Consider the following 19911-nt stretch of genomic DNA (forward strand, 5'->3'; position numbering starts at 1 on the left):
ATGTCCCCCGGGGGAAGGGCCATCAGCCGTGTCGAGGGGGATCTGGAGCAATGAACAAGCGAGTGGCGACGGCAGGTCTCGTCGCCTTCCTGGCGGTCGACGTGGCGCTCGTCGCGTTCGCGCTGCGGTCGGGCCACAACGCCTCGCAGGCGCTGCCCGCGGTCTCGACGACGCGGACCGCGGCGCTGACCACGAGCCCGCCCGCGACGGCCGCGCCGGCCGCGACGGGCACCATCGCCCCCACCAGCGGCACGACGCCGGCGGCCAAGGCCGTCCCCGTCACCCGGCTCGTCTCTGCGCTCGACGCAGCGCGGGCCTGGCGAGCCACGACCGGCGCCTGCGTCGCCGGGGGTGCGACCGTCGAGGTCACCGCCGACGGCGGCCGGTCGTGGACGAAGCTGCGGTCGCCGGCCCGCGCCGTCGCGCGCGTGCAGCCGCTCGACGAGGCCCGCGTCTTCGTCATCGGGGCCGGCCCAGACTGCGCCCTCGAGCAGTACGCCTCGCGTGACGCGGGTCGGACGTGGCAGACCCCGACCGCCGTCAGCGGGGGCTGGGCGCGCCGTCTCGACGAGCCGACCCAGGTGCTCGCGCCCAAGGAGGCCGCGGCGACGCCCTGCGGCGACGCCGTCGTCGTCGACCTCTCGCGCACGTCCGCGGCCCAGGCGCAGGCGCTGTGCGCCGACGGGTCGGTCGTCGTCACGGACGACGGTGGGACGACGTGGTCCGACTCCGGTGACGCACCGGGCGGGGTTGCCCTGAGCAACCTGCTCGTCGACAACACCCTGACGACGTATGCCGTCCGCATCGTCGGGGCGTGCAAGGGGGTCCAGCTCGTCGAGGTCGTCAAGGGCCGCACGGCCACCGTCGTCGCGTGCGTGCCGGTCGCGACCCCCGAGCGGGGGAGCATCGGCCTGTCGGTGACCGACCGTGCCGGCTGGATCGTCTCCGGCAACCAGACGTGGGTCTCGCAGGGCGACCTGAACTCGTGGAAGCGGGTCTGACCGCGGCCGACGGGGTCACCGGGCCGGCTCCTACTTGTAGGCGTTGAGCTCGTCGTTGCGGATGGCGTCGCCGAGGTCGGCCATCTTCACCTCGTCGACGATGTCGATCGACGCACCGGCCGGGCTCGTGCCGAAGCCCGTGAAGGGCGCCGTGATGAAGCGGATGTCGCCGCCGCGGAGGTCGCGCAGGGCCAGGGCCTCGGAGCGCATGGTGCCGACGTCGAGCTTCTGGTCGACCGTGAGGTTGGTCGTGGCCGCCTCGGTGAAGTCCTTGAGCTTGATCGGGTTGGTCAGCACGTCCTTGCTCAGGGACTTGAGCATGAGCGCCTTGATGAAGGCGAGCTGGCGCCGCCCACGGGAGATGTCGCCCTCGCTCAGCTGCTTGCGCTCGCGCACGAAGGCCAGGGCCATCGCGCCGTCCATGTGCTGGACGCCCTGGGTGAAGACGTAGGGCGGCTGGTTGCTCGACTCCTCGACGTTGACGTCGACGCCGCCGACAGCATCGGTCATCGACTTGAACCCCTCGAACCCGACGAGCGCGACGTGGTCGATGCGGACGCCGAGCATGTCCTGCATCGTCTTGACGAGCAGCGGCGGCCCGCCGAACGCATACGCCGCATTGAGCTTGTTCTTGCCCTTGCCCGGGATCGAGACGTAGAGGTCGCGGGGGAAGTGGATCAGGGTGACGGCCGAGTGGTCGGCCGGCACGTGCACGAGCACCATGACGTCGGACCGGCCGCCGACGCGACCCGGACCGGCGTCGCTGCCGACGACGAGGTAGTTCGTGCCGTTGCCCGCCGGCTGCACGACGACGTTGCCGTTCTTGTCGGTCGGCTGGCTGCCCGCCGAGCCGTCGTCGGGCAGGAGCAGCTCCTGCTTCACGTTGTTGGTGACGATGTGGTTGAGCCACGCGAGGTAGCCACCCACGGCGAGCACGGGCACGAGCAGCAGCACGAGCGCGGCCACGAGCACCTTGCGGTTGCGCTTCTTCTCCCGGCGGCCCGAACCGCCGTCGGCGGGCGACCCGCCGTCCCAGTCGTCGCCGGACCCGCCGGAGCCCCCGGAGGAGCCGTCGCCGGCAGCGACCTGCTCGGACTCGAACAGGTCGGTGTCGCGCTCACGGGTGCTGTCCACGGCGCAAGTGTAGGTGTCGGGAGTCGATCGCACTGCTGCTTACACTGTCCGCCATGCCCGAAGCCCGAGGAGTGAGCCGACGTGTGAGCGCCGACCTCCCCGTGGCCGTCGGCGCTGCTATGGCCTTCGTCGCCTACGTCTGGGTGCTCGTGCACGCGACGGTGCCGCTCGTCACCGTCTTCGGCTTCGCCTCCGACGGGCGCCCCAAACTGTACGCGGCCTTCCTGGCCGGTCTCGCCGGCCTGCCCGGTCTGCTGCTGACACTGCCTCGCGCGTTCACGCCGCCCCCGTCGGCCGTGCAGCCGTCGGTCCGCAGCCGCCGTCAGGCCTCGGCGCTGAGGCGTTCGTACGTACGCACCGACGTGCTCGGCCTCGCGGCCCTGCTCCTCGCCCAGGTGCCGCTGCCGGCGCCGTGGGGTCCCGCGGGCAAGGCGGCGACGATCGCCAACATCACGAAGTCCCCCGAGATCGTCGAGCTGAGCGCGACGTTCGCGAACTACTCGATCGCCGTCTTCGCCATCGGCATCCTCGGCGCGGTCGTCGCCAAGGTCTACGGCCACGCGGCGGCGTTGCGGGTGCTCGCGATCATCCTCGTCGTCGGTGCGCCCGTCGTGGCCTGGCTCCTCGTGGTGCGCGCCGTCAGCTGACCGACAGGAGGTTGTCGACCTCCGCCCGGATACGTGCGTGGAATCTCGCCTCCGAGAAGTGCTCCGCATGGGCGCGGATCGCGGCCTCGTCCCAGACCCGCTCTCGGGCGGCGACGACGGCGGCGCGGACGGCTGGCACGGTCGGCTCCTCGAAGAACGTCCCGTTGACGCTCTCGTCGATGGTGTCGAGATAGCCGCCGGCGTGCAGGGCCAGGGTGGGCACCCCGAACGCCGCCGCCTCGAGGGGGGTGAGCCCGAAGTCCTCGAGGCTCGGCGCGAGCAGGGTGCGGGCGTGGGCGTAGGTCCAGCGCAGCTCGGCGTCCGTCAGGCCCGAGACGATCCGGACGTTGTCCGGTGCCTCGGCGCGCAGCCGCGCCTCGAGCGGTCCCGCACCGACGACGACGAGCCGCTCGGGGAGGTCGCGCACGGCGTCGACCGCGACGTCGACGTTCTTGTAGGGCAGCAGCCGCGACACGAGGAGCAGGTAGCCGTCGTCGGTCCAGTCCGCCAGGGAGGCCACCGCCTCCTGCGGGTCGGCGGGGTCGATGCCGTAGGGCGGGGCGAGCACCTGGGCGTCGATGCCGTATGCCGCCGAGATGCGCTCCCGGACCACCGTCGAGTTCGCGAGGTAGCGGTCCGCGGACGCCGCTGCGCGACGGTCCCAGCGGCGCAGCCACCCGCTGAGCAGACCCAGCGCCCGCGCCTTCGCGGACCGGCCGGCCTCGTCCCCGAGGTAGGCGTCGGCCTGGTAGAGCCAGCGCGCCGGGGCGTGGCAGTAGACGAGCTTGAGCCCGGTCGTCGGCACGCCGTGCGCCCAGCCCGAGCTCGACACCACGACGACGTCGGCGTCCACGGGAAGGTGGGACACGGCATACGGGAGCAGGGGGAGCGCGGCCCGGTGGTCGCGGCGCAGCGCCCCGATGCGGTTGATGGGGGAGACGACGACGCGCGCATTGCGGAACTCCGGGTAGGTGCCGGCCGGGTCGTAGAGCGTCGTGTGGATCGTCGCGTCGGGAAAGGCCCGGTGCAGCGCCAGGACGACCCGCTCCGCACCGCCGCGCTGGGTCAGGTAGTCGTGCGCGATGGCGACGCGCGGTCGCCCGTCCGGGAGGTCCTGGGTGCTCACGAGGCGGCCTCCTCCCAGACCCGGGTCACGGTCTCGGCGGCCCGTTCGATCCCGAATCGGTCGGCGACGTCGGCGAGTGCGCGAGAGGCGCGTGCCAGCGCTTCCGCTGGACGGTCGATGACGTCGAGGACCGCTAGAGCCAGGGCCTGCTCGTCTCCGGCGTCGACGAGGAGCCCCGTCTCGGAGCCCCTCGGCGACGTGCGCACGATCTCGTCGACCCCACCGCCGCGGGTGGCGACGACCGGCACGCCCCATCCCATCGCCTCCGTGACCACCTGGCCGAAGGGCTCGGGCACCGTTGACGCGTGCACGCAGACGGACATGGCCTCGAGCTCGCCCCGCGGGTCGTCGACGAAGCCGACGAGGTCGATGTCGGCCTCGAGCCCGAGTCGACCGATCTCGGAGCGCAGCTCGCGTTCGTAGTCCGCGGCGCCGAAGGCAGCGGAACCGACCAGCCTGAAGCGGGTCGTCGGCCGTACGTCCACGACGTGTCGCGCGGCCCGAACGAGGACGAGCTGGCCCTTGGTGGGGCTGAGCCGTCCCACCATGCCAACGACGGGGCCACCCTCCGGCTGGAGACGTCGGCTGGTGTGCGCCACCTGCTCCGAGGACAGCCCCGGGTAGGCGACCGTCGGACAGCGCGCGCCGGGCAGGGTGGCGGCCGTGGCCTCGGAGTTGACGACGACGGCGTGCGGCACGCGGCGGGCGAGGAACCGCAGCAGGCGCACCGTCCGAAACGGCAGGTAGTCCTCGGCGATGCGGTCGTGGACGTGCCACACGAGGGGCTTGCGCAGCAGGAGAGCCACGGGGATCGCGAGGAGGTCCGCCTTGAGCGAGGTCGTGTGGACGACGTCGACGTCGAGAGCACGGAGGGAGGCGGCGAGGCGGTGCAGGAAGGCCGCGCCGGTCGCAGCGCGACGCAGTGCGCTGAGCGGGCCGACGGCACGGCCCATGTCCCGGACCCTCGGGTCCAGGGGCACGACGACGACCCGCTGGCCGACCGCTTGGAGCCGTTCCTCGAGAGGGCCCGAGGAGAAGAGGACGACGACGGGCTCGACGCGCCCCCGGTCGACGACCTCCAACAGCCTCAGCAGTGCGAGCTCGGCGCCACCCAGCTCGGCCGTGTGGTCGAGGATCGCCACACGCACGGGAGGGCGCGGAGGCGGCGCGGCTGGAGGCACGCCCCGAGGCTACCCACGGGCGCAGCAGACCGGCCCGATGATGCGCGTTCCCGCGCGTCGTCTCGTCAGGGCAAGCCCACCGCGGATCACGAACTGGCGAGACCTTGAAAGAGGTGGGAGTACTGCAGCGCAATCGCGGACCACGTGTATCGGCGCGCGGAGGCCTGCCCGGCCGCCCCGAGGGCCGCCCGCCTCTCGGGGTCGTGCAACAGCGACTCGACGGCATGGGCCAGCGCCCCGGTGTTGACCGGGTCGACGACGACGCCGTCGACCCCGTCGGTGACGAACGACGCGGGCCCGCCGAGGCTCGTGGCGACGAGGGGTGTGCCGGCGCGCCACGCCTCGAGCGCGACGATGCCGAAGGCCTCGCGGCGGCTGGGCATGACGACGACGTCGGCCCGACGCATCCAGGTGTCGACGCCGGCTTCATCGAGCGGTCCGACCAGTCGGAGCCGGTCGCCGAGGCCGACCTGCTCACCGAGCGCCCGCAGGGCTTCGCGCTGGGACCCGTCGCCGCCGATGACCAGCGTCGGGGAGAGCTCGCGGTCGATGCCCGCGACGGCCTCGACGAGCAGGTCGAAGCCCTTCGTCGTCTCGAGCCTGCCGACCCCCAGGACGACGGGGCCGTCTGACAGGCCGAGCGCGTCGGGCATCGTGCCAGTCGGAGGCGTCGTCGGCACGGGACCAACGCCGTTGGGCACGACGGTCCCGCCCTCGAGGCCGAACCGGTCCCGCAGGTCGTCGAGCACCTGCTCGGAGCACCCCGTCGTCACCGCGGCGGCCGCGATGGTCCGGCGCAGTCCCTCGCGCATCAGCGCCGAGGTGCCGAAGGCGTCGTGGTCGTCCATGAACGTCTCGCCGTGGCTCGACAGCACAAGCGGGGTGCCGGTGCGACGAGCCAGCGCGGCGGCATACACCCCGTTGGGTCCGAAGCACTGGACGTGGAGCAGGTCGGGGCGGAAGGCGCGGAAGGCCGACCGCCACGCGTGCCACGCCCGCGGGGCGGCGAGCCCGAAGCTCATGAGGGCGCGCCCCGAGCGGGCCGGTAGTGGAGTCGGCAGGTGGCGCACGACGGTGCCGTCGAGCTCGGTGACGCCGAGGTGCTCGCCGCGGTCGACGGTCCACACCTCGACCTCCGTGCCCCTGCTGCGCAGCTCGCGCGCGACGTGGCGGACATGCCCCTCCACCCCACCGAGGTGCGGATGGTACGACGAGGTCACGAGCGCGACGCGCGGCCGACCGGCACCCTCCACCGCGGCTCCTCTCGATCGGGCCCGCGAGGTCACCGGCTCGCGGGCGGTCTCACCCTACGATGCGAGGGCGGACCCGTCCCGCAGTTGACCACAGCCCCGACAGCGAGGATGCCGCGTGCACCGGCTCACGATCGCCACGACCGCGACGGCGGTGCCGATGGGTGCGCAGGCCTACGAGCGACACATCGTCTCGCGCGCTCCCGCTGCCCTCGCCGCGCTGGCCGCACCGGGCGAGGAGTGGCGGGTCCGGCACGTCGTGGCGCGCTCGCTCCGGTCGCCCCTGCCCGGCACCCTCCGCCTGCCGATGGGCTGGCTCGGTGGCGCGTCACCGAGCGCCCGTGCGGCGGCCGGCCGTCTCGCGTACGCCCGTGGCGGGCTCGTGCACCGGATGAACCTCGAGCTGCCGCCGGCGCCCCGTGAGGTCGTGACGCTGCACGACGTCGTGGCCTGGCGCTACGCCGACGAGTCCGCACCCGTGGCCGCCGCGGCGGAGGAGCTGCGCCGCGCAGCGGCCGTCGTCTGCGTGTCGGCCTTCACGGCATCCGAGGCGGTCGACCTGCTCGGGCTCCTCGACCCCGTCGTCGTCCCGAACGGGGTCGAGGAGCGCTACTTCGGCGCGGAGCCGCTCGGCGCCGACCGGCTGTCCGCGCTCGGCGTCGACGGACCCTACGTCCTCACCGCCGGTGGCGCGTCCGAGCGCAAGAACCTCGCGGCGCTCGCCGACGCCTGGCCCCGGATCCGGGCAGCCCGGCCCGACGTGACGCTGGTGCTCGCCGGCCCGCCCCACCCCCGTCGCACCGAGCTCTTCGGCGCGCTGCCCGGCGTCCGACTCGTCGGGCGCGTCGCCGACGAGGTGCTGCCGAGGCTGTATGCCGCAGCGTCCGTCGTCGTCGTGCCCTCCCTCGTCGAGGGCTTCGGCCTTCCGGCGCTCGAGGGCATGGCCACGGGCGTGCCCGTCGTCGCAGCCGACCGGTCGTCCCTGCCCGAGGTCGTCGGCGACGGCGGCCTCCTCGTCGACCCCACCGGCCCGGGTATCGCCGCCGGCGTCCTCGACGTCCTCGCCGGCGGTGCCCAGGTCGAGGCGACGGCCCGCCGCGGCTTCGAGCGGTCGCGCCGGTTCACCTGGGAGGCGAGCGCCGAGGGGCACGCGCGGGTGTGGCGCTCCGTCACCGGCTGACTCAGCCGACGGGCCCTGCACCCTCCCGCGCCGTGCGACGCGAGGCCCGGACCTCCGTGGCGAGGTTGGGGGAGTCACCGCCGACGACGGCGAAGGTCGCCGCGGCAACCGCGACCACGAGCAGCGCGCTGCCGACGACGTCACGGGGCTGGTGCGCGTACCACGACACGTTGCCGAGGCCGATGCAGAACGCCGCCACGCCCAGTCCGACGAGCCCTCGTCGCGTCACAGGTCGCGGCCACACGACCGCGACCCCGACGAGCAGGCCGAGGCCGGCGGCCGCGTGGTTGGACGGGAAGGCGTCCCCGCCGATGCCGAAGACGTCGCGTGTGCGCAGCTCGAGAGCCACGAACGTCGCCGCTGCCGGGATGACGACGCCCGCGAGGGCGCGCCGCCAGCCGCGACGGACGAGTGCGAGGAGCGCGAGAACGACGACCGCCGGAGCGAGCACGACGATGACCAACGGCCGGGCCAGGCGGTCGAGACCCTGGCGAAGGGCTCCCGGCAGCCCGTTGAGGATCCAGCCGCGGACGGTCCCGTCGACCGTCACACCGACCCCGGTTCGGGTCGAGAGGAGCGCGGTGAGCGCGAAGGCCGTGGCGGCGGCGACGGCCACGGTGGCCCAGCGGAGGCGATCGCGATGCGACACGTGCACCTCCTGGCGGGCTGTTATGGTGCGATCGACCAGTCCGCTTGCAGTCTATGGGGGTTCGCTCGATGGCAACCCAGGAGGCGACGGGAGCCCCCTCTGCGGGTGCCACTGTGCCCCTCGAGGTACGCATCGGCTTCGCCCACGCATCAGTTCAGTGGATCGCCGACCGGTGCGGAGCGGACCTGCTGCACGTCAAGGGTGCGGCACTCGATCCGACCCTGGTGCCGGGGCGTGGCTACTCCGATGCCGACGTGCTGGCCCGTCCGGCGCACGTGCGTCGTTTGCTCGACGAGCTGCCTCGCCACGGCTGGGAGCTCATCAACACCTTCGTCTACGGATCGTCCTTCGAGCATTCGGCGACCTTGCGACACCAGGACTTCGGACTGCTCGACCTGCACCGCATCTATCCTGGGACCGGGCCCACGCCCGAGCGGGCCTTCGACACCCTGTGGTCCCAGCGGACCACGAAGGTTCTGGGCGGCATCGACTGCCCGGTGCCGTCGCGCGATGCGCAAGCCGTCGTCCTACTCCTGCACGCCGCCCGCGGAGGCAGCGATGCCAAGGCCGCCAACGACGTCGAGTGGCTCTGGACATCGGCCGACGACGCTGCTCGCGACCGTGTTCTCGACTGGGTGGGGCGGCTCGATGCCGGTCTGGCCTTCTCGGTCATCACCGGCACCCTCGACGAGCATCGGGACGACCCGGCATACGACCTCTGGCGCGTCGCGGCGCGCGGGGGCACCCGGATGGAGGAGTGGCGCGCCAGGGTGCGGGCGGCCCGGGGCCTGCGCGCCAAGCTGACCGTCGCGTCGCGCTCGGTGCTCGTCAACGTCGAGCACCTGACGATCGTGCGTGGACGCCCGGTGTCGCGCGCAGAGATCGTGGCCGAGTTCTTCGGCCGACCGGCGCGCGGCCTGAGGGAGCAGGTCTCCCGCCTCGCCCGTCGGAGCCGGCGGTGAGCGCCGCCTACCGTCCCGGACCCGACGCCGGGGTCACCGTGAGCGACGACGGGATGTCCGTCTACGTCGCACGCCTGCCCGGCGGCCCGCTCCTCGTCCTCGATGGTGCCGCGGCCCTGATCTGGGCCGAGGCCACGACGGCTCCCGCGACCGGATGGGTGGCCCGTGTCGCCGAGCTCGTCGGACAGCCCGAGGACGCGATCACGGCTGACGTCCGGGCCTTCGTCGGCGACCTGAGCGCGCGAGAGCTGCTCGTGCCGCTGGGTGGCGCCTCCGACCCGCCGGCCGAGGCCTGAGCCCCACCTGACCTGAGCGGTCGGGCGCGGTGGATCAGGAGTGGTGCTTGGCCTGCGAGCGCTTGGCCCGACGGCTCGGCTTGACGTCGGCGTCGCGGGTGTAGCCGTAGTAGCCGTAGCGATGAGCGGTCGAGGACCCCGCCGACACCATGTTGAGGGCGAAACCGGCGACGGGGGCGTCCACGGTCTCGAGCGACTGGACCGCGCTGGCGAGGTCGCGCTTCTTCGTCCGCTCGGCGCCGACGACCATGATCAGGCCGTGCGTCAGCTTGTTGATGAGCACGGCGTCGATGACCGGGACGACGGGCGGGCTGTCCACGAGGATGAAGTCGTAGTCGTGGGACAGCTTGCCGAAGAGGACCTCCATCGGCTCGGAGCCGAGCAGCTCGCTCGGGTTGGGCGGCACGGGGCCGGCGGGCAGCACGTGGAGGGTGGTCTCGCGCCAGCGCTGGATGACGTCGTCGGCGTCCGCCTGACCGAGCAGGAGGGTGGTCAGGCCGAACGAGCCGTCGAGACCCATGGTGCTCGCGACCGAGGGGTTGCGCAGGTCGCCGTCGATGAGCAGCACCTTGGATCCGGCGTCCGCCATCGCGAGGGCGAGGTTGATCGTCGTCGTCGTCTTGCCCTCACCGGGCACCGACGAGGTGACGACGAAAGAGTGCCCACCGGTCGTGACATCGACGAAGAGGATGTTGGTGCGGAGGCGGCGGATCGACTCCGCGTGCCGTCCGTGCGGGTCGCTCTCGAGCGAGAGCAGGCCGTTCTTGACCGACTTCACCATCGGGATGTCGCCGAGGATCGGCCGCTTCGACAGGGCCTTGATGTCCTCCTCCGTGCGCACCTTGGTGTCCAGGGTGTGTCGGAGCAGCGCGAGGCCGACGCCCAGCGCGAGGCCGAGGAGCGCGCCGAGCATGAGGTTTCGCTTGGCGTTGGGTGACGTGGGGTCAGCCGGAACAGAGGCCGGCACGATGGTGTCGGCCTCGACGGCCTGACCATTCGAGGCGAGAAGCGGGGAGAACTTCTTGGCGACGTCGGCCAGCACGGGGCCCGCCTCGGTGGCGACTCGCGCGACGAGCTGGGGGTCCCCACCGGTCGCAGTGATCGTCATCATGTTGGACGTCTGAGAGACCTCGCCCGAGACCGACAGCGGGAATCCCGCAGGCAGACCGAGCCGGGTCCGTAGGGGATCCATGACCGACGGTGAGGTCAGGACCTCGAGGTAGGTTCCGAGGTCGCCTGCCGAGATGGCGTAGGTCGCGACCTGGTTGTTGTTGGTGGCGCTCGCCGGGGTGGTCGCCCGCAGGTAGATCTTCGAGCTGGACGTGTAGACGGCAGGGGTCAGCATCGTCTGGACAGCGGTCGCCGCGACCACCGCGAGCAGACTCACCGCGATGATCCGCCACCGTGCCCCCAGAACGCCCAGGAACTCCCGGAACGTCACATTGCCCCCCTGGCCCAACTCGACAGTACGTGCGGCGATCCTCCCATATCATCCAAGGGGTTGTGCCGAGTCGGAGACATCCGGGGACGGCACGGGGAGAGGGGTGAGTGGTCATGTGGGCACTGCGCGTGTCCCACAGCGCCGTCGTCGACGCGTGGCGTGGGCGGGAGCGCGCCCTGCGACGCCTCGGCCACCGGGTCGACATCGTGTCGGCTGCGGCGTGGTCCGAGGGCGGCCGCCGCGTCGCCCTGTCCGTGCTCCCCGACGAGCCGGTCGTGCCGGCGCGCACTGTCGGCTCGCACCCGGCCCTCTTCCTCTACGACCCGCGCCCGCTGTGGCGGGCCCTCGGTCGCCCGGTCGACGTCATCGACATCCACGAGGAGCCCTTCGCCCTCGCGACCGCCGAGGTCCTGCTGCTCCGGTGGCTGCGTCGCCAGCGCGCCCCCTACCTGCTCTACTCGGCCCAGAACATCGACAAGCGCTATCCGGTCCCGTTCCGGTGGCTCGAGCGAGCCGCGCTGCGCCACGCGAGCGGCGTCAACGTGTGCAACGACGCGGCCGGCCGCATCGCCGAGCGCAAGGGCTTCCCGGGTCGCGCCCGCACCGTCGACCTCGGCACCGACCTGACCGCCTTCACCCCGGCGGCGTATGCCGACACGCCCCGTGAGGTGCCCGTCGTGGGGTTCGCCGGTCGCCTCGACGCCGCCAAGGGGGCGGACGTGCTGCTCCGCGCCGTCGCTCTCGAGCCCGCCGTGCGCCTACGCCTCGCCGGCGACGGACCCGAGAGGCACGCCCTCGTGGACCTCGCGGAGCGGCTCGGCATCGCCGACCGCGTCGAGCTCCTCGGCGCGCTGGCGCCTGAGGCGCTGACCGACTTCTACCGCTCGCTCGACGTCCTGGTCGTCCCGTCGCTCACGACCCCCTCGTGGGTCGAGCAGTTCGGCCGGGTCGCGCTCGAGGCGATGGCCTGCGGCATCCCGGTCGTCGTCAGCGACAGCGGCGCACTGCCCGAGGTCGTCGGCGACGCCGCTCTCGTCGTCGCCGAGGGCGACGTCGCCGAGCTCGCCAAGGCGATCAGCGAGGTCGTGCACGACGGCGACGTGTCCGGGCGGCTCAGAGCAGCCGGCCTCGCCCGCGCGGCGGCGACGTCGTGGGACCGCATCGCGGTGGAGCACGATGCGATGTACCGCGCCGCGACGAAGCAGTGGACGCCGCCAGGACCGGACGACCGGCCGCTCGAGGTCGTCGTCGTCGCGTACGGCCAGCCCGACCTTCTCGCCGACGCGCTGGCTCCGCTGAGCACGCTGTCGGTGACGGTCGTCGACAACTCCTCCTCGCCTGCGGTGCGCTCCGTGGTGGAGGCCGCGGGCGCCCGCTACGTGGACCCGGGTCGAAACGGGGGTTTCGGGGCCGGTGTCAACGAGGGGCTGCGACGGGTCGACCCCCGCGCCGACGTCCTGCTCGTCAACCCCGACGCGGTGGTCGCCCCGGGCGACGTCGAGGTCCTGCGCGCAGCCCTGCTCGCCGAGCCCGACCTCGCGAGCGTCGGGCCGTCGCAGGTCGACGCCACGGGCACGCACTCCCGGGTCGAGTGGCCCTTCCCGTCGCCGCTCGCGACGTGGGTCGAGGCCGCCGGACTCGGCCGCCTGCGACGCAACCGCTACGTCATCGGGTCGGTGCTGCTGCTGCGCCGCGAGGCCCTCGACCACGTCGGTCCCTTCGACGACGAGCGCTTCTTCCTCTATGCGGAGGAGACCGACTGGGCGCGCCGCGCGGTCCTGCTCGGCTGGCGTCACGCGCTCGTGCCCGCAGCGCGTGCCACCCACGTGGGTGCCGCGACGAGCACCGACCCCGACCGGCGTGAGGGCCACTTCCACGCCGCGCAGGAGATCTATCTCCGAAAGCACTTCGGCAGCGTGGGCTGGCAGGTCGGGCGTGCCGGGCAGGTCGTCGGCTCTGCCGCGCGAGGGGTCGTGCTGCGGGGAGACCGGCGTCGCGCGGCACGTGCACGCCTACACCTCTACCTCGCAGGGCCTGCACGGTTGGAGGAACGGCCCCGCGACGCCCGCGCCACACGCAGCGACCGTCCGTCCGTGCCTCTCGACGAGCTGGGACGGGTGGCCACGTCGTGAGCATCATCCCGGAACGTCTCCTCCGCACCGGCACGACCGACCTGCTCACCCGCATCGGTCTGGTGCTCGCCGGCGTCGCCCTCATCGCCGTCGTCGGACGTCTCGCCGTGACGACGCCCGACGCAGCGATCATCCTCGCCGTCGCCGTGCTCGCGATGGGTGTGACGGCAGTGCAACCCGGTCTCATCCCGCTCGCTGTGCTACCCCTGCTCCTCGTCGTCCTCCGCGTCGGCGGCGGAGGGGTCGACCTCTCGCTCTCGGACTTCGCCCTCGCAGCGGCCGCCGTCCCAGCTCTTCTTCTCGCCAGGCGGCCCTTCTCCGCCGGCCTGCGTGCGGTCCTCTGGGCCTCGGCGGTGTACCAGTTCGCCACGCTGATCACGGTCGTCAACAACCCGTACACGGCGAACGCCGTCGAGTGGGCGCACGCCTGGATGCTCGTGTCCGGATCGCTTCTCGTCGGATGGGCCGTCGGCGCCAACGGTCACGCCCGCACCGGTCTCCGCCTGCTCATCGGCACCATCGCCGTCCTGGCGACCATCACCGTCGTAGAAGGTCTGATACACATCGCGCACGGCGACCTGAGCCCGGTCTACCCGAGCTTCCCGTATGGCATGCACAAGAACTTCGCGGGCACGGTCTGCGCGATGGGGGCGGTCATGGTCTATGCGCGGCCCGCGTGGGCCGGGATCAATCGGAGGTGGTCCTTCGTCCTCATGGGCATGATGCTGACGGCTGTCCTGCTCACCCAGTCGAGGCAGGCGGTCATCGGTCTGGTCGCGGCAGTCTTCGTCCTGGTCCTGCGCTCGCGGACCGATCGACGACGGTCCAAGCTCGTGCTGCTGCTCGTCGCCCCGCTCGTCCTCTTCGTGACGAACCTCGTGCAGGACCAGGTGCAGTCCGGGAACCAGTTCAACTCGGTCTTCCAGCGCCTCACGTGGTTCCAGGACTCCATGACCGTCTGGTCCTCCGACCCGTGGTTCGGCGTCGGGCTGCGCTGGTGGTACACCGACCGGTTCCCGTTCCAGTTCCAGCCGCCCAACGCCGAGATCGAGGTGCTGACATCGGCCGGGGCAGTGGGCCTCGCCGCCTTCGTCCTCCTCATGGTCGTGGCACTGCGGGTCGCGTGGCGGATGGACCCGGCCTACGGGTCCCTGGCGGTGGCCGTTCTGGTGTCACGGATCGTCCAGGGCCAGTTCGACCTCTTCTGGTCTGCCGTGCAGGGGTCGCTCCCGTTCCTCGTCCTCGGCCTGTGCCTCGGGGCGAAATGGTGTTCCGAGCAGCGCGAGTCGTCCGAGGCCCGAGCGCCCGAGCCGGCTGGGGCTCCGCACCCCGCCGGACTGCTGCAGACCCCTGGGGCCGCTCGGTGACCACGATCGTGCAGATCGCGCCCGAGATCGGGCCCGGCACCGGGGTGGGTTCCGTGGCTCACCACCTCGAGCAGGAGTGGCGGCGGATGGGTGTCACCGTCGAGCGCTTCACCCTCACGGAGTCGGGCGGGGCCTGGTTGCCGACACCTCGAGGCGGTCTGCAGGGCCGGCTCGCGGTCCTGGCCAGGGTGGTGTGGTTCTCGTCCGTCGGGACCCGCCGCGCGCGGCGCTATCTCGCCGACCACCCCGAAACCGTCTCCGTGTGCCACAACGACGTCCTCGCCGGGGACATCTACGTCAACCACGGACTCGTCCAGGCCGCGATGCGGTCGAGAGGGGCGTACTGGTACCGGATCCTGCGCAACCCCGTGCACCTGTTCACCACGGTGCGGGACAAGCGTCGCTACACCTCCGCCACGCACCGGCTCGTCGTGAACCTCTCCGACCAGGACCAGCGGCTCCTGCGTGAGCTGCACCCGTCCTTGCGGCCGGGCACCGCTGTCGTCACCAACGGCGTGGACACGTCCGAGTTCGTCCCGCCGTCCGCTGACGCGCGGCGAGCAGAGCGGGAGTCGTTGGGGCTGACCGAGACCGACGTGCTGGCCGTCTTCATCGGGCACGAGTACGCGCGCAAGGGACTGGACCTCGTCGTGGACGCGCTGGACCAGTGCCCTGACCACGTGCGGCTCCTCGTCGTGGGCGGGTCACCGGATCTCGTAGCCGGCATGGAGTCGCGGGCCGCCGCCGTGCGCAACCGGGCCCGCATCACCTTCGTCGGTCCGAGCCGTGACCCGAGGCCCTGGCTGCGCGCGGCCGATGTGCTGTGCCTGCCCAGCGCCTATGAGGCGTCGCCGCTCGTCGTCCTCGAGGCGTTGTCCATGGGGGTTCCCGTCATCGGCACCCGCACCGGCTCCATCCCCGATGTCGTCGAGCACGGGGTCAACGGCTACCTCGTCGAACGGTCGGCGACCAGCGTGGCCGAGGCGCTCGACCTGCTCTCCGAGGCCGACCGTCCCTCCCTGCGTCAGGCGGCTCGCCGGACTGCCGAACAGCACACGTGGGGCCATGTCGCCGCCCGCTACGTCGAGCTGCTCGACGGCCTGCGTGACGCGCCGGGACGAGGCCGAGAGGCCTCATGAGAATTCTGCACGCGATCCGCTCGGACGGGTTCGCCGGCGTCGAGAGCCATGTCGCTCTGCTCTCCCGCGCCCAGGTCGCAGCGGGTGACGAGGTCGTGGTCATCGGAGGCGACACCCACCGTATGCCGGCTGCCGCAGGTCCGGGCGTACGCACCCTTCCGGCCGCGACCGTCAGCGACGTCCTCATCGCCGTGCGGCGCTGGGCGGTCGATGCCGACGTGGTGCACGCTCACATGACGGCCGCCGAGATCGCTTGCGCCACAGCGCTGCTGGGCGTGAACGTTCCGCTGGTGGTGACCCGGCACTTCGCCAGGAGTCGGGGGAGCAACCCCGTCTCGAGCGTGGCGGCCGCCCTGGCCGCACGCCGAGTCGACGCTCAGATCGCGATCAGCCGCTACGTGGCGGACAGCATCGCGGGGGCGAGCGTCGTGATCCACCCGGGCGTCGAGAGCAGTCCGGAGACGCCCCCGGCCGCGGCGCGCGAGAGGGTGGTGCTGCTCGTCCAGCGGCTCGAGCTCGAGAAGGACTCCGACGTCGCGCTGCGGGCCTTCGCCGCGTCCGGGGTCGCCTCGCAGGGCTGGCGTCTCGACGTCGCCGGGGACGGTGCCGAGCGATGGCGTCTGGCCTCCCTAGCGGCCGACCTCGGCCTGGCCGACTCAACCCGCTTCCTCGGTCACCGGAGCGATGTGCCGGACCTGATGGCGCGCGCAGGTGTGCTCCTGGCCCCCTGTCGCATCGAGGGGCTCGGCCTCACGGTTCTCGAGGCGATGGGAGCGGCCCTTCCCGTCGTCGCGGTCGGCGCCGGAGGGCACCTCGAGACCGTCGGGGCCGTCGACGGTGCGGCGCTGCACGCACCGGGAGACCATGAGAGTGCGGGACGGCAGCTGGCCGCTCTCGTCGCTGATCCTCGCCGTCGGGACGCTTATGCCTCCGACCTCCAACGCGCCCAGCGCACCTGCTTCACGCCCGAACACCAGGCACGAGAGACCCGGGCCGTCTATCGAGGGGTGCTGTGATGGATCTGGTCGTGACCTCCCTCGAGGCGTGGGACCGTGTGTGGCGACGCAACCAGCATCTCGTCGCCGGCCTGTTGCGCGGCGACCCGACCCTCCGGGTGCTCTTCGTCGAGCCGGCGACCGACCCGCTTCACGCAGCCCTCGGCGCCAGCCAGCCGAGGCTCGGCCGTGGGCTGCGTCCCGGGCCGTCGCTCGACGGCATCCGACCCGAGGCGTTGTGGCTGCTCGAGCCCACCAAATGGCTGCCCCGGCGAGTCGACCGCCGCGTCGACGAGCGTTGGGCTCGGCAGGTGCTCCGGACCGCCCGTTCGCTCGACATGGCCGACCCGGTCCTCTGGGTCAACGACCCGAGCGGCGCGCTGCTGGTCGAGGCGACGACATGGCGCTCGCTCTACGACGTCACCGACGACTGGACGCTCGCCGAGCGGTCGACCGCCGAGACCGAGCGGGTCATCGCGCAGGAACAGGTGCTCTTGGCTCGGTGCGACGAGGTCGTCGTCTGCTCCCCGGCCCTCGCGGCGAGCAAGGGGCAGCGCCGGAAGGTGACTCTCGTGCCCAACGGGGTCGACACGGCGGCCTACCTCGTCGCGCACGACCGACCTGCGGACCTCCCCGACGCGCCCGTGGTGCTGTATGCCGGCACGCTCCACAGTGACCGCCTGGACGTCGCTCTCTGCGCTCGCGTGGCGGACGCACTGGCAGGCCGGGGCAGCCTTGTGATGCTCGGGCCTGACGCCCTCAAACCCAGCGAACGTCGCACGCTCGAGCAGTCAGGGGTCGTTCTGCTCGGCGCGCGGCCAAGTGGCGACGTGCCGGCCTACCTCCAGCACTCGGATATGCTCATCGTGCCGCACGTCGTGACTTCCTTCACGGACAGCCTCGACCCGATCAAGCTTTACGAGTACCGAGCCGCCGGCAGACCCGTGGTGTCGACGCCTGTTGCGGGCTTCCGCGACGTGGACGAGGACCGGATCGAGGTCGCCGACGAGGGTGGTTTCGTCGACGTTGTCCTCGGAATGCTGTCAGGTCACCCTCCTGGGGGCACCTCAAGCCGCGGCGGAGCCCCGGTCGACTGGAGTGACCGCGTCGACCGGATGGCTGCTGTCATCGCGCGTCTGGCTCGTTAGAGTCGGGCACGATGACAGCCAGCAGTGACTCACTGGACAACCGCGACCGGGTCAAGATGGTGCACGTCCCCTTGCGGGCACTCGGAGTCCCACTCGACGTTGTGGTTCCCGCTTCCCTCGAGCAACCCGTGCGCGACATCTGGCGGCTCTGCCTTGACGATCGGCCTCGATGCAGCGAGGTGAAGCAGGTGCGCCCTCCCGCGGCTTCTGACGACGAAGGCTCTCGGGCGTCGGCGCTGCAGTCACTCACCCAGTCCGTGACGCGCGCGGCCATTGATTCGCGGGCTGGCACGGCCTTGATGCTCCACGCGGGGGGGCTGTGCGACCCAACGAGCGGGGCGTCGATTGTCTACGTCGCCCCCGGAGGTACGGGTAAGACGACCCTGACGCGGGTGCTTGGGCGCGGCCGCGGCTACCTCTCCGACGAAACCATAGCGATCAGGGAGGACCTCGGAATCGACGTTTATCCCAAGCCCTTGTCTCTGAGGCGGTCGGGGTCCTCGATCAAGGACGAGACTGATCCTTGCACTCTCGGACTGAGCTTGGCTCCAGTCGACCCGTGGTTGGCGGGGCTTGTCGTGCTGGTTAGGGACTCACCTCCCGGAAGGTCTGTTGAGGTTGAGAACGTGCCGCTTCTCGACGCTATCGCGCTTCTGGCACCCGAGAGCTCGTCGCTTGCGCAGCTGCCCAGCCCCCTACGCCGTCTAGCCGCGGCGATCGAAAGCGTTGGTGGGCTCCGACGCGTGCACTACGGCAACGCCGACGATCTCGAACCAATCGTCGCCACGGTGCTGGAGCGGCAGCGGTGAGCATGGTGTGGGCCGTTGAGGCGCTGGATGAGCTGATCGGGGAGGACGGCTCCGTTGTGCTGATCCCCGTGAACGGGGCGTATCGGGTCGTCCGGCTTTCGACACTCGGACAAGCTGTCCGCGAACTGACCGCGGGTGGCACGTCGATCGAGCAGCTCGCCTCGGGGCTCGTAGCCCGCTTCGGGACGCCTCCTGAGCGAGCGGACTCCCGTGACGCCGTCCGGGCGGTGCTGGCCAGCCTCGAGTCAGAAGGAGTCGTCCGCCTTGACGGCTGACGAGGTCACTCGACACATGCGCATGAACAGCCGTTTGAAACGGTGGGGGTGTGGGCCTCGACGACGAGGCGCATGGCTCCGCGCGGTTGGCGAAGATGCGTGAGCGCCACCGTCGGGTCGCCTAACCTTGGCACATGGTCCCAACCGCCCTCACTGTTGCGCCTCTCCTTCTCGCGGCGGTGCTGGCAGTTGCAGGTCTCGCAAAGCTGCGAAGCCCTGGCACTGGTGCGTCGAGCCTCCGGTCGCTGGGGGTGCCGAGGGCACTCGCTATTCCGACTGTCGCAGCGGCGCACCCGTGGGTGGAGGTCACCCTGGCGCTGCTACTCACGCTCGGGACTGGTGTGCTCGGCGTGCTCAGTGCTGGCGCTTCCTTGGCGCTCGTGCTGACCTACCTGTGGTTGGTGATCCAGGTGCTGCGCCGAGGAGATGATGTCGACTGCGACTGTTTCGGCGCATTCGGACCGGCCCGTGTGACTGCTGCGACGGCAGTACGTAATGGTTGGTACGTCGTGCTCGCGTGCCTGAGCATCTGGGCGTACCGCGCGGATGTGGGTCCACGGAACGCCCTGCAGCGAATGGACGGCAACGAATGGTGGTGGCTCGCGGCGACAGCGGCCGCAGGCTTGACCGTGATTCTCACAGTCGGCGGGCCGGATCCTGGCCGAGCTTCTTCACCCGGTTTCGTCGACGAGGCGGAACTCGAAGATTACCTTCGCACGCCGACCCCGGCGGTGCCCGTCACGCTCAGCGACGGATCCGTGCGCAGTCTTCGTGACCTCAGCGCGACACGGCCCCAAGTGCTCCTGTTTGTCTCCACCACGTGCGGCCTGTGCACGACCGTCATCGATCAGACACCTGCGTGGCGCGCCGCCTTGCCCATGCTGGACGTGCGACTCGCCTACATCGTGCCGCCCCCCAGCGGCGCTGACGGGGACGAGTGGACGATCTACGACCCGGAGCGTTGGGCCTACGACACCTTGGGAATCGAGGGCACCCCCAGCGCGGTGGCGCTCGGGGCAGACGGACAGTTGGCGGGCGGCCCTGTCGCCGGCCCAGACAACGTCACGCGGTTCATCGCCGACCTCGTCGCGGAGCTGGGACACCTGGTCGTCAATCTCGACAGGGACAGTGACGGCCCCTTGGACGCTCTTCCAAGGGGCCATCGCCAAACGTACTGAT

The 19911-nt window shown here is 71.7% G+C and carries 19 protein-coding genes; 13 read left to right on the forward strand and 6 right to left on the reverse strand.

The genetic code is table 11. The annotated features are described in order from the left end of the window. Positions 1–50: 50 nt before the first annotated feature. The gene (locus AB4Z14_RS03585; RefSeq protein ID WP_442273969.1) at positions 51–1001 is read left to right on the forward strand and encodes a hypothetical protein; all 951 of its coding nucleotides are present in this window, start codon (positions 51–53) and stop codon (positions 999–1001) included. A gap of 30 nt (positions 1002–1031) precedes the next feature. Here AB4Z14_RS03585 and AB4Z14_RS03590 read toward each other — a convergent pair whose 3' ends face one another. Continuing rightward, positions 1032–2135, reverse strand: coding sequence for an LCP family protein (locus AB4Z14_RS03590; protein ID WP_442273970.1), 1104 nt, complete (start codon positions 2133–2135; stop codon positions 1032–1034). 53 nt (positions 2136–2188) lie between these two features. On the opposite strand from AB4Z14_RS03590, the gene AB4Z14_RS03595 reads away from it, so the two are divergent. Further along, a complete protein-coding gene (locus tag AB4Z14_RS03595) occupies positions 2189–2782 on the forward strand; it encodes a hypothetical protein (protein WP_442273971.1) in 594 nt (197 codons plus the stop codon). Here the strand turns inward: AB4Z14_RS03595 and AB4Z14_RS03600 are convergent. The 3 genes from AB4Z14_RS03600 to AB4Z14_RS03610 form a co-directional block, all read right to left on the reverse strand. After that, positions 2775–3908, reverse strand: a complete 1134-nt coding sequence (locus AB4Z14_RS03600) for a glycosyltransferase (RefSeq protein ID WP_442273972.1) — start codon at positions 3906–3908, stop codon at positions 2775–2777. The genes AB4Z14_RS03595 and AB4Z14_RS03600 overlap by 8 nt on opposite strands. Continuing rightward, positions 3905–5089 (reverse strand): glycosyltransferase family 4 protein, encoded by a 1185-nt coding sequence (locus tag AB4Z14_RS03605; RefSeq protein ID WP_442273973.1) that lies wholly within the window; start codon positions 5087–5089, stop codon positions 3905–3907. Before AB4Z14_RS03605 ends, AB4Z14_RS03600 begins: the two co-directional genes overlap by 4 nt. A gap of 86 nt (positions 5090–5175) precedes the next feature. Beyond that, positions 5176–6276 carry a glycosyltransferase family 4 protein gene (locus tag AB4Z14_RS03610; protein WP_442273974.1) on the reverse strand — a complete coding sequence of 367 codons (1101 nt, stop codon included), beginning with the start codon at positions 6274–6276 and terminating at the stop codon, positions 5176–5178. A gap of 181 nt (positions 6277–6457) precedes the next feature. Here AB4Z14_RS03610 and AB4Z14_RS03615 point away from each other — a divergent pair, with 181 nt between their 5' ends. Next, complete coding sequence (locus AB4Z14_RS03615) at positions 6458–7519, forward strand: glycosyltransferase family 4 protein (RefSeq protein WP_442273975.1); 1062 nt, start codon at positions 6458–6460, stop codon at positions 7517–7519. Position 7520: 1 nt separating this feature from the next. On the opposite strand, the gene AB4Z14_RS03620 is transcribed toward AB4Z14_RS03615, so the two are convergent. Beyond that, positions 7521–8168, reverse strand: a complete 648-nt coding sequence (locus tag AB4Z14_RS03620) for a phosphatase PAP2 family protein (protein WP_442273976.1) — start codon at positions 8166–8168, stop codon at positions 7521–7523. Positions 8169–8236: 68 nt separating this feature from the next. Between AB4Z14_RS03620 and AB4Z14_RS03625 the strand changes: the two genes are divergently transcribed. Both AB4Z14_RS03625 and AB4Z14_RS03630 read left to right on the forward strand, forming a co-directional pair. Beyond that, the gene (locus AB4Z14_RS03625; RefSeq protein ID WP_442273977.1) at positions 8237–9130 is read left to right on the forward strand and encodes a nucleotidyltransferase family protein; all 894 of its coding nucleotides are present in this window, start codon (positions 8237–8239) and stop codon (positions 9128–9130) included. Next, positions 9127–9426, forward strand: a complete 300-nt coding sequence (locus AB4Z14_RS03630) for a hypothetical protein (protein ID WP_442273978.1) — start codon at positions 9127–9129, stop codon at positions 9424–9426. The genes AB4Z14_RS03625 and AB4Z14_RS03630 overlap by 4 nt, the downstream gene beginning before the upstream one ends. A 34-nt stretch (positions 9427–9460) precedes the next feature. Here AB4Z14_RS03630 and AB4Z14_RS03635 read toward each other — a convergent pair whose 3' ends face one another. After that, positions 9461–10813: a polysaccharide biosynthesis tyrosine autokinase gene (locus tag AB4Z14_RS03635; RefSeq protein WP_442273979.1), complete on the reverse strand. Its 1353-nt coding sequence runs from the start codon at positions 10811–10813 to the stop codon at positions 9461–9463. 182 nt (positions 10814–10995) lie between these two features. On the opposite strand from AB4Z14_RS03635, the gene AB4Z14_RS03640 reads away from it, so the two are divergent. The 8 genes from AB4Z14_RS03640 to AB4Z14_RS03675 all read left to right on the forward strand — a co-directional run bounded on the left by AB4Z14_RS03640 (position 10996) and on the right by AB4Z14_RS03675 (position 19910). After that, a complete protein-coding gene (locus tag AB4Z14_RS03640; RefSeq protein WP_442273980.1) occupies positions 10996–12999 on the forward strand; it encodes a glycosyltransferase in 2004 nt (667 codons plus the stop codon). Continuing rightward, positions 12996–14366, forward strand: a complete 1371-nt coding sequence (locus AB4Z14_RS03645; RefSeq protein WP_442273981.1) for an O-antigen ligase family protein — start codon at positions 12996–12998, stop codon at positions 14364–14366. Before AB4Z14_RS03640 ends, AB4Z14_RS03645 begins: the two co-directional genes overlap by 4 nt. After that, a complete protein-coding gene (locus AB4Z14_RS03650; RefSeq protein ID WP_442273982.1) occupies positions 14363–15505 on the forward strand; it encodes a glycosyltransferase family 4 protein in 1143 nt (380 codons plus the stop codon). The genes AB4Z14_RS03645 and AB4Z14_RS03650 overlap by 4 nt, the downstream gene beginning before the upstream one ends. Beyond that, positions 15502–16521, forward strand: a complete 1020-nt coding sequence (locus tag AB4Z14_RS03655; RefSeq protein ID WP_442273983.1) for a glycosyltransferase family 4 protein — start codon at positions 15502–15504, stop codon at positions 16519–16521. Before AB4Z14_RS03650 ends, AB4Z14_RS03655 begins: the two co-directional genes overlap by 4 nt. Beyond that, a complete protein-coding gene (locus AB4Z14_RS03660; RefSeq protein WP_442273984.1) occupies positions 16521–17648 on the forward strand; it encodes a glycosyltransferase in 1128 nt (375 codons plus the stop codon). The genes AB4Z14_RS03655 and AB4Z14_RS03660 overlap by 1 nt, the downstream gene beginning before the upstream one ends. 11 nt (positions 17649–17659) lie before the next feature. Then, entirely contained in the window at positions 17660–18457 is a 798-nt protein-coding gene (locus AB4Z14_RS03665; protein ID WP_442273985.1) for a hypothetical protein, read from the forward strand. After that, positions 18454–18732, forward strand: coding sequence for a PqqD family protein (locus AB4Z14_RS03670; RefSeq protein ID WP_442273986.1), 279 nt, complete (start codon positions 18454–18456; stop codon positions 18730–18732). The genes AB4Z14_RS03665 and AB4Z14_RS03670 overlap by 4 nt, the downstream gene beginning before the upstream one ends. 134 nt (positions 18733–18866) lie before the next feature. Further along, complete coding sequence (locus AB4Z14_RS03675; protein WP_442273987.1) at positions 18867–19910, forward strand: TlpA family protein disulfide reductase; 1044 nt, start codon at positions 18867–18869, stop codon at positions 19908–19910. Position 19911 lies beyond the last annotated feature (1 nt).

Origin of the sequence: Terrabacter sp. 2TAF16 (assembly GCF_052115065.1) — a bacterium.
Classification (GTDB): Bacteria; Actinomycetota; Actinomycetes; order Actinomycetales; family Dermatophilaceae; genus Terrabacter.

What these genes read in the sequence shown, in the direction of transcription:
- AB4Z14_RS03655 (WP_442273983.1), top strand. Translation starts at nt 15,502, where the DNA reads ATGAGAATTCTGCACGCGATCCGCTCGGACGGGTTCGCCGGCGTCGAG.
- AB4Z14_RS03675 (WP_442273987.1), top strand. Translation starts at nt 18,867, where the DNA reads ATGGTCCCAACCGCCCTCACTGTTGCGCCTCTCCTTCTCGCGGCGGTG.
- AB4Z14_RS03595 (WP_442273971.1), top strand. Translation starts at nt 2,189, where the DNA reads ATGCCCGAAGCCCGAGGAGTGAGCCGACGTGTGAGCGCCGACCTCCCC.
- AB4Z14_RS03625 (WP_442273977.1), top strand. Translation starts at nt 8,237, where the DNA reads ATGGCAACCCAGGAGGCGACGGGAGCCCCCTCTGCGGGTGCCACTGTG.
- AB4Z14_RS03585 (WP_442273969.1), top strand. Translation starts at nt 51, where the DNA reads ATGAACAAGCGAGTGGCGACGGCAGGTCTCGTCGCCTTCCTGGCGGTC.
- AB4Z14_RS03660 (WP_442273984.1), top strand. Translation starts at nt 16,521, where the DNA reads ATGGATCTGGTCGTGACCTCCCTCGAGGCGTGGGACCGTGTGTGGCGA.
- AB4Z14_RS03665 (WP_442273985.1), top strand. Translation starts at nt 17,660, where the DNA reads ATGACAGCCAGCAGTGACTCACTGGACAACCGCGACCGGGTCAAGATG.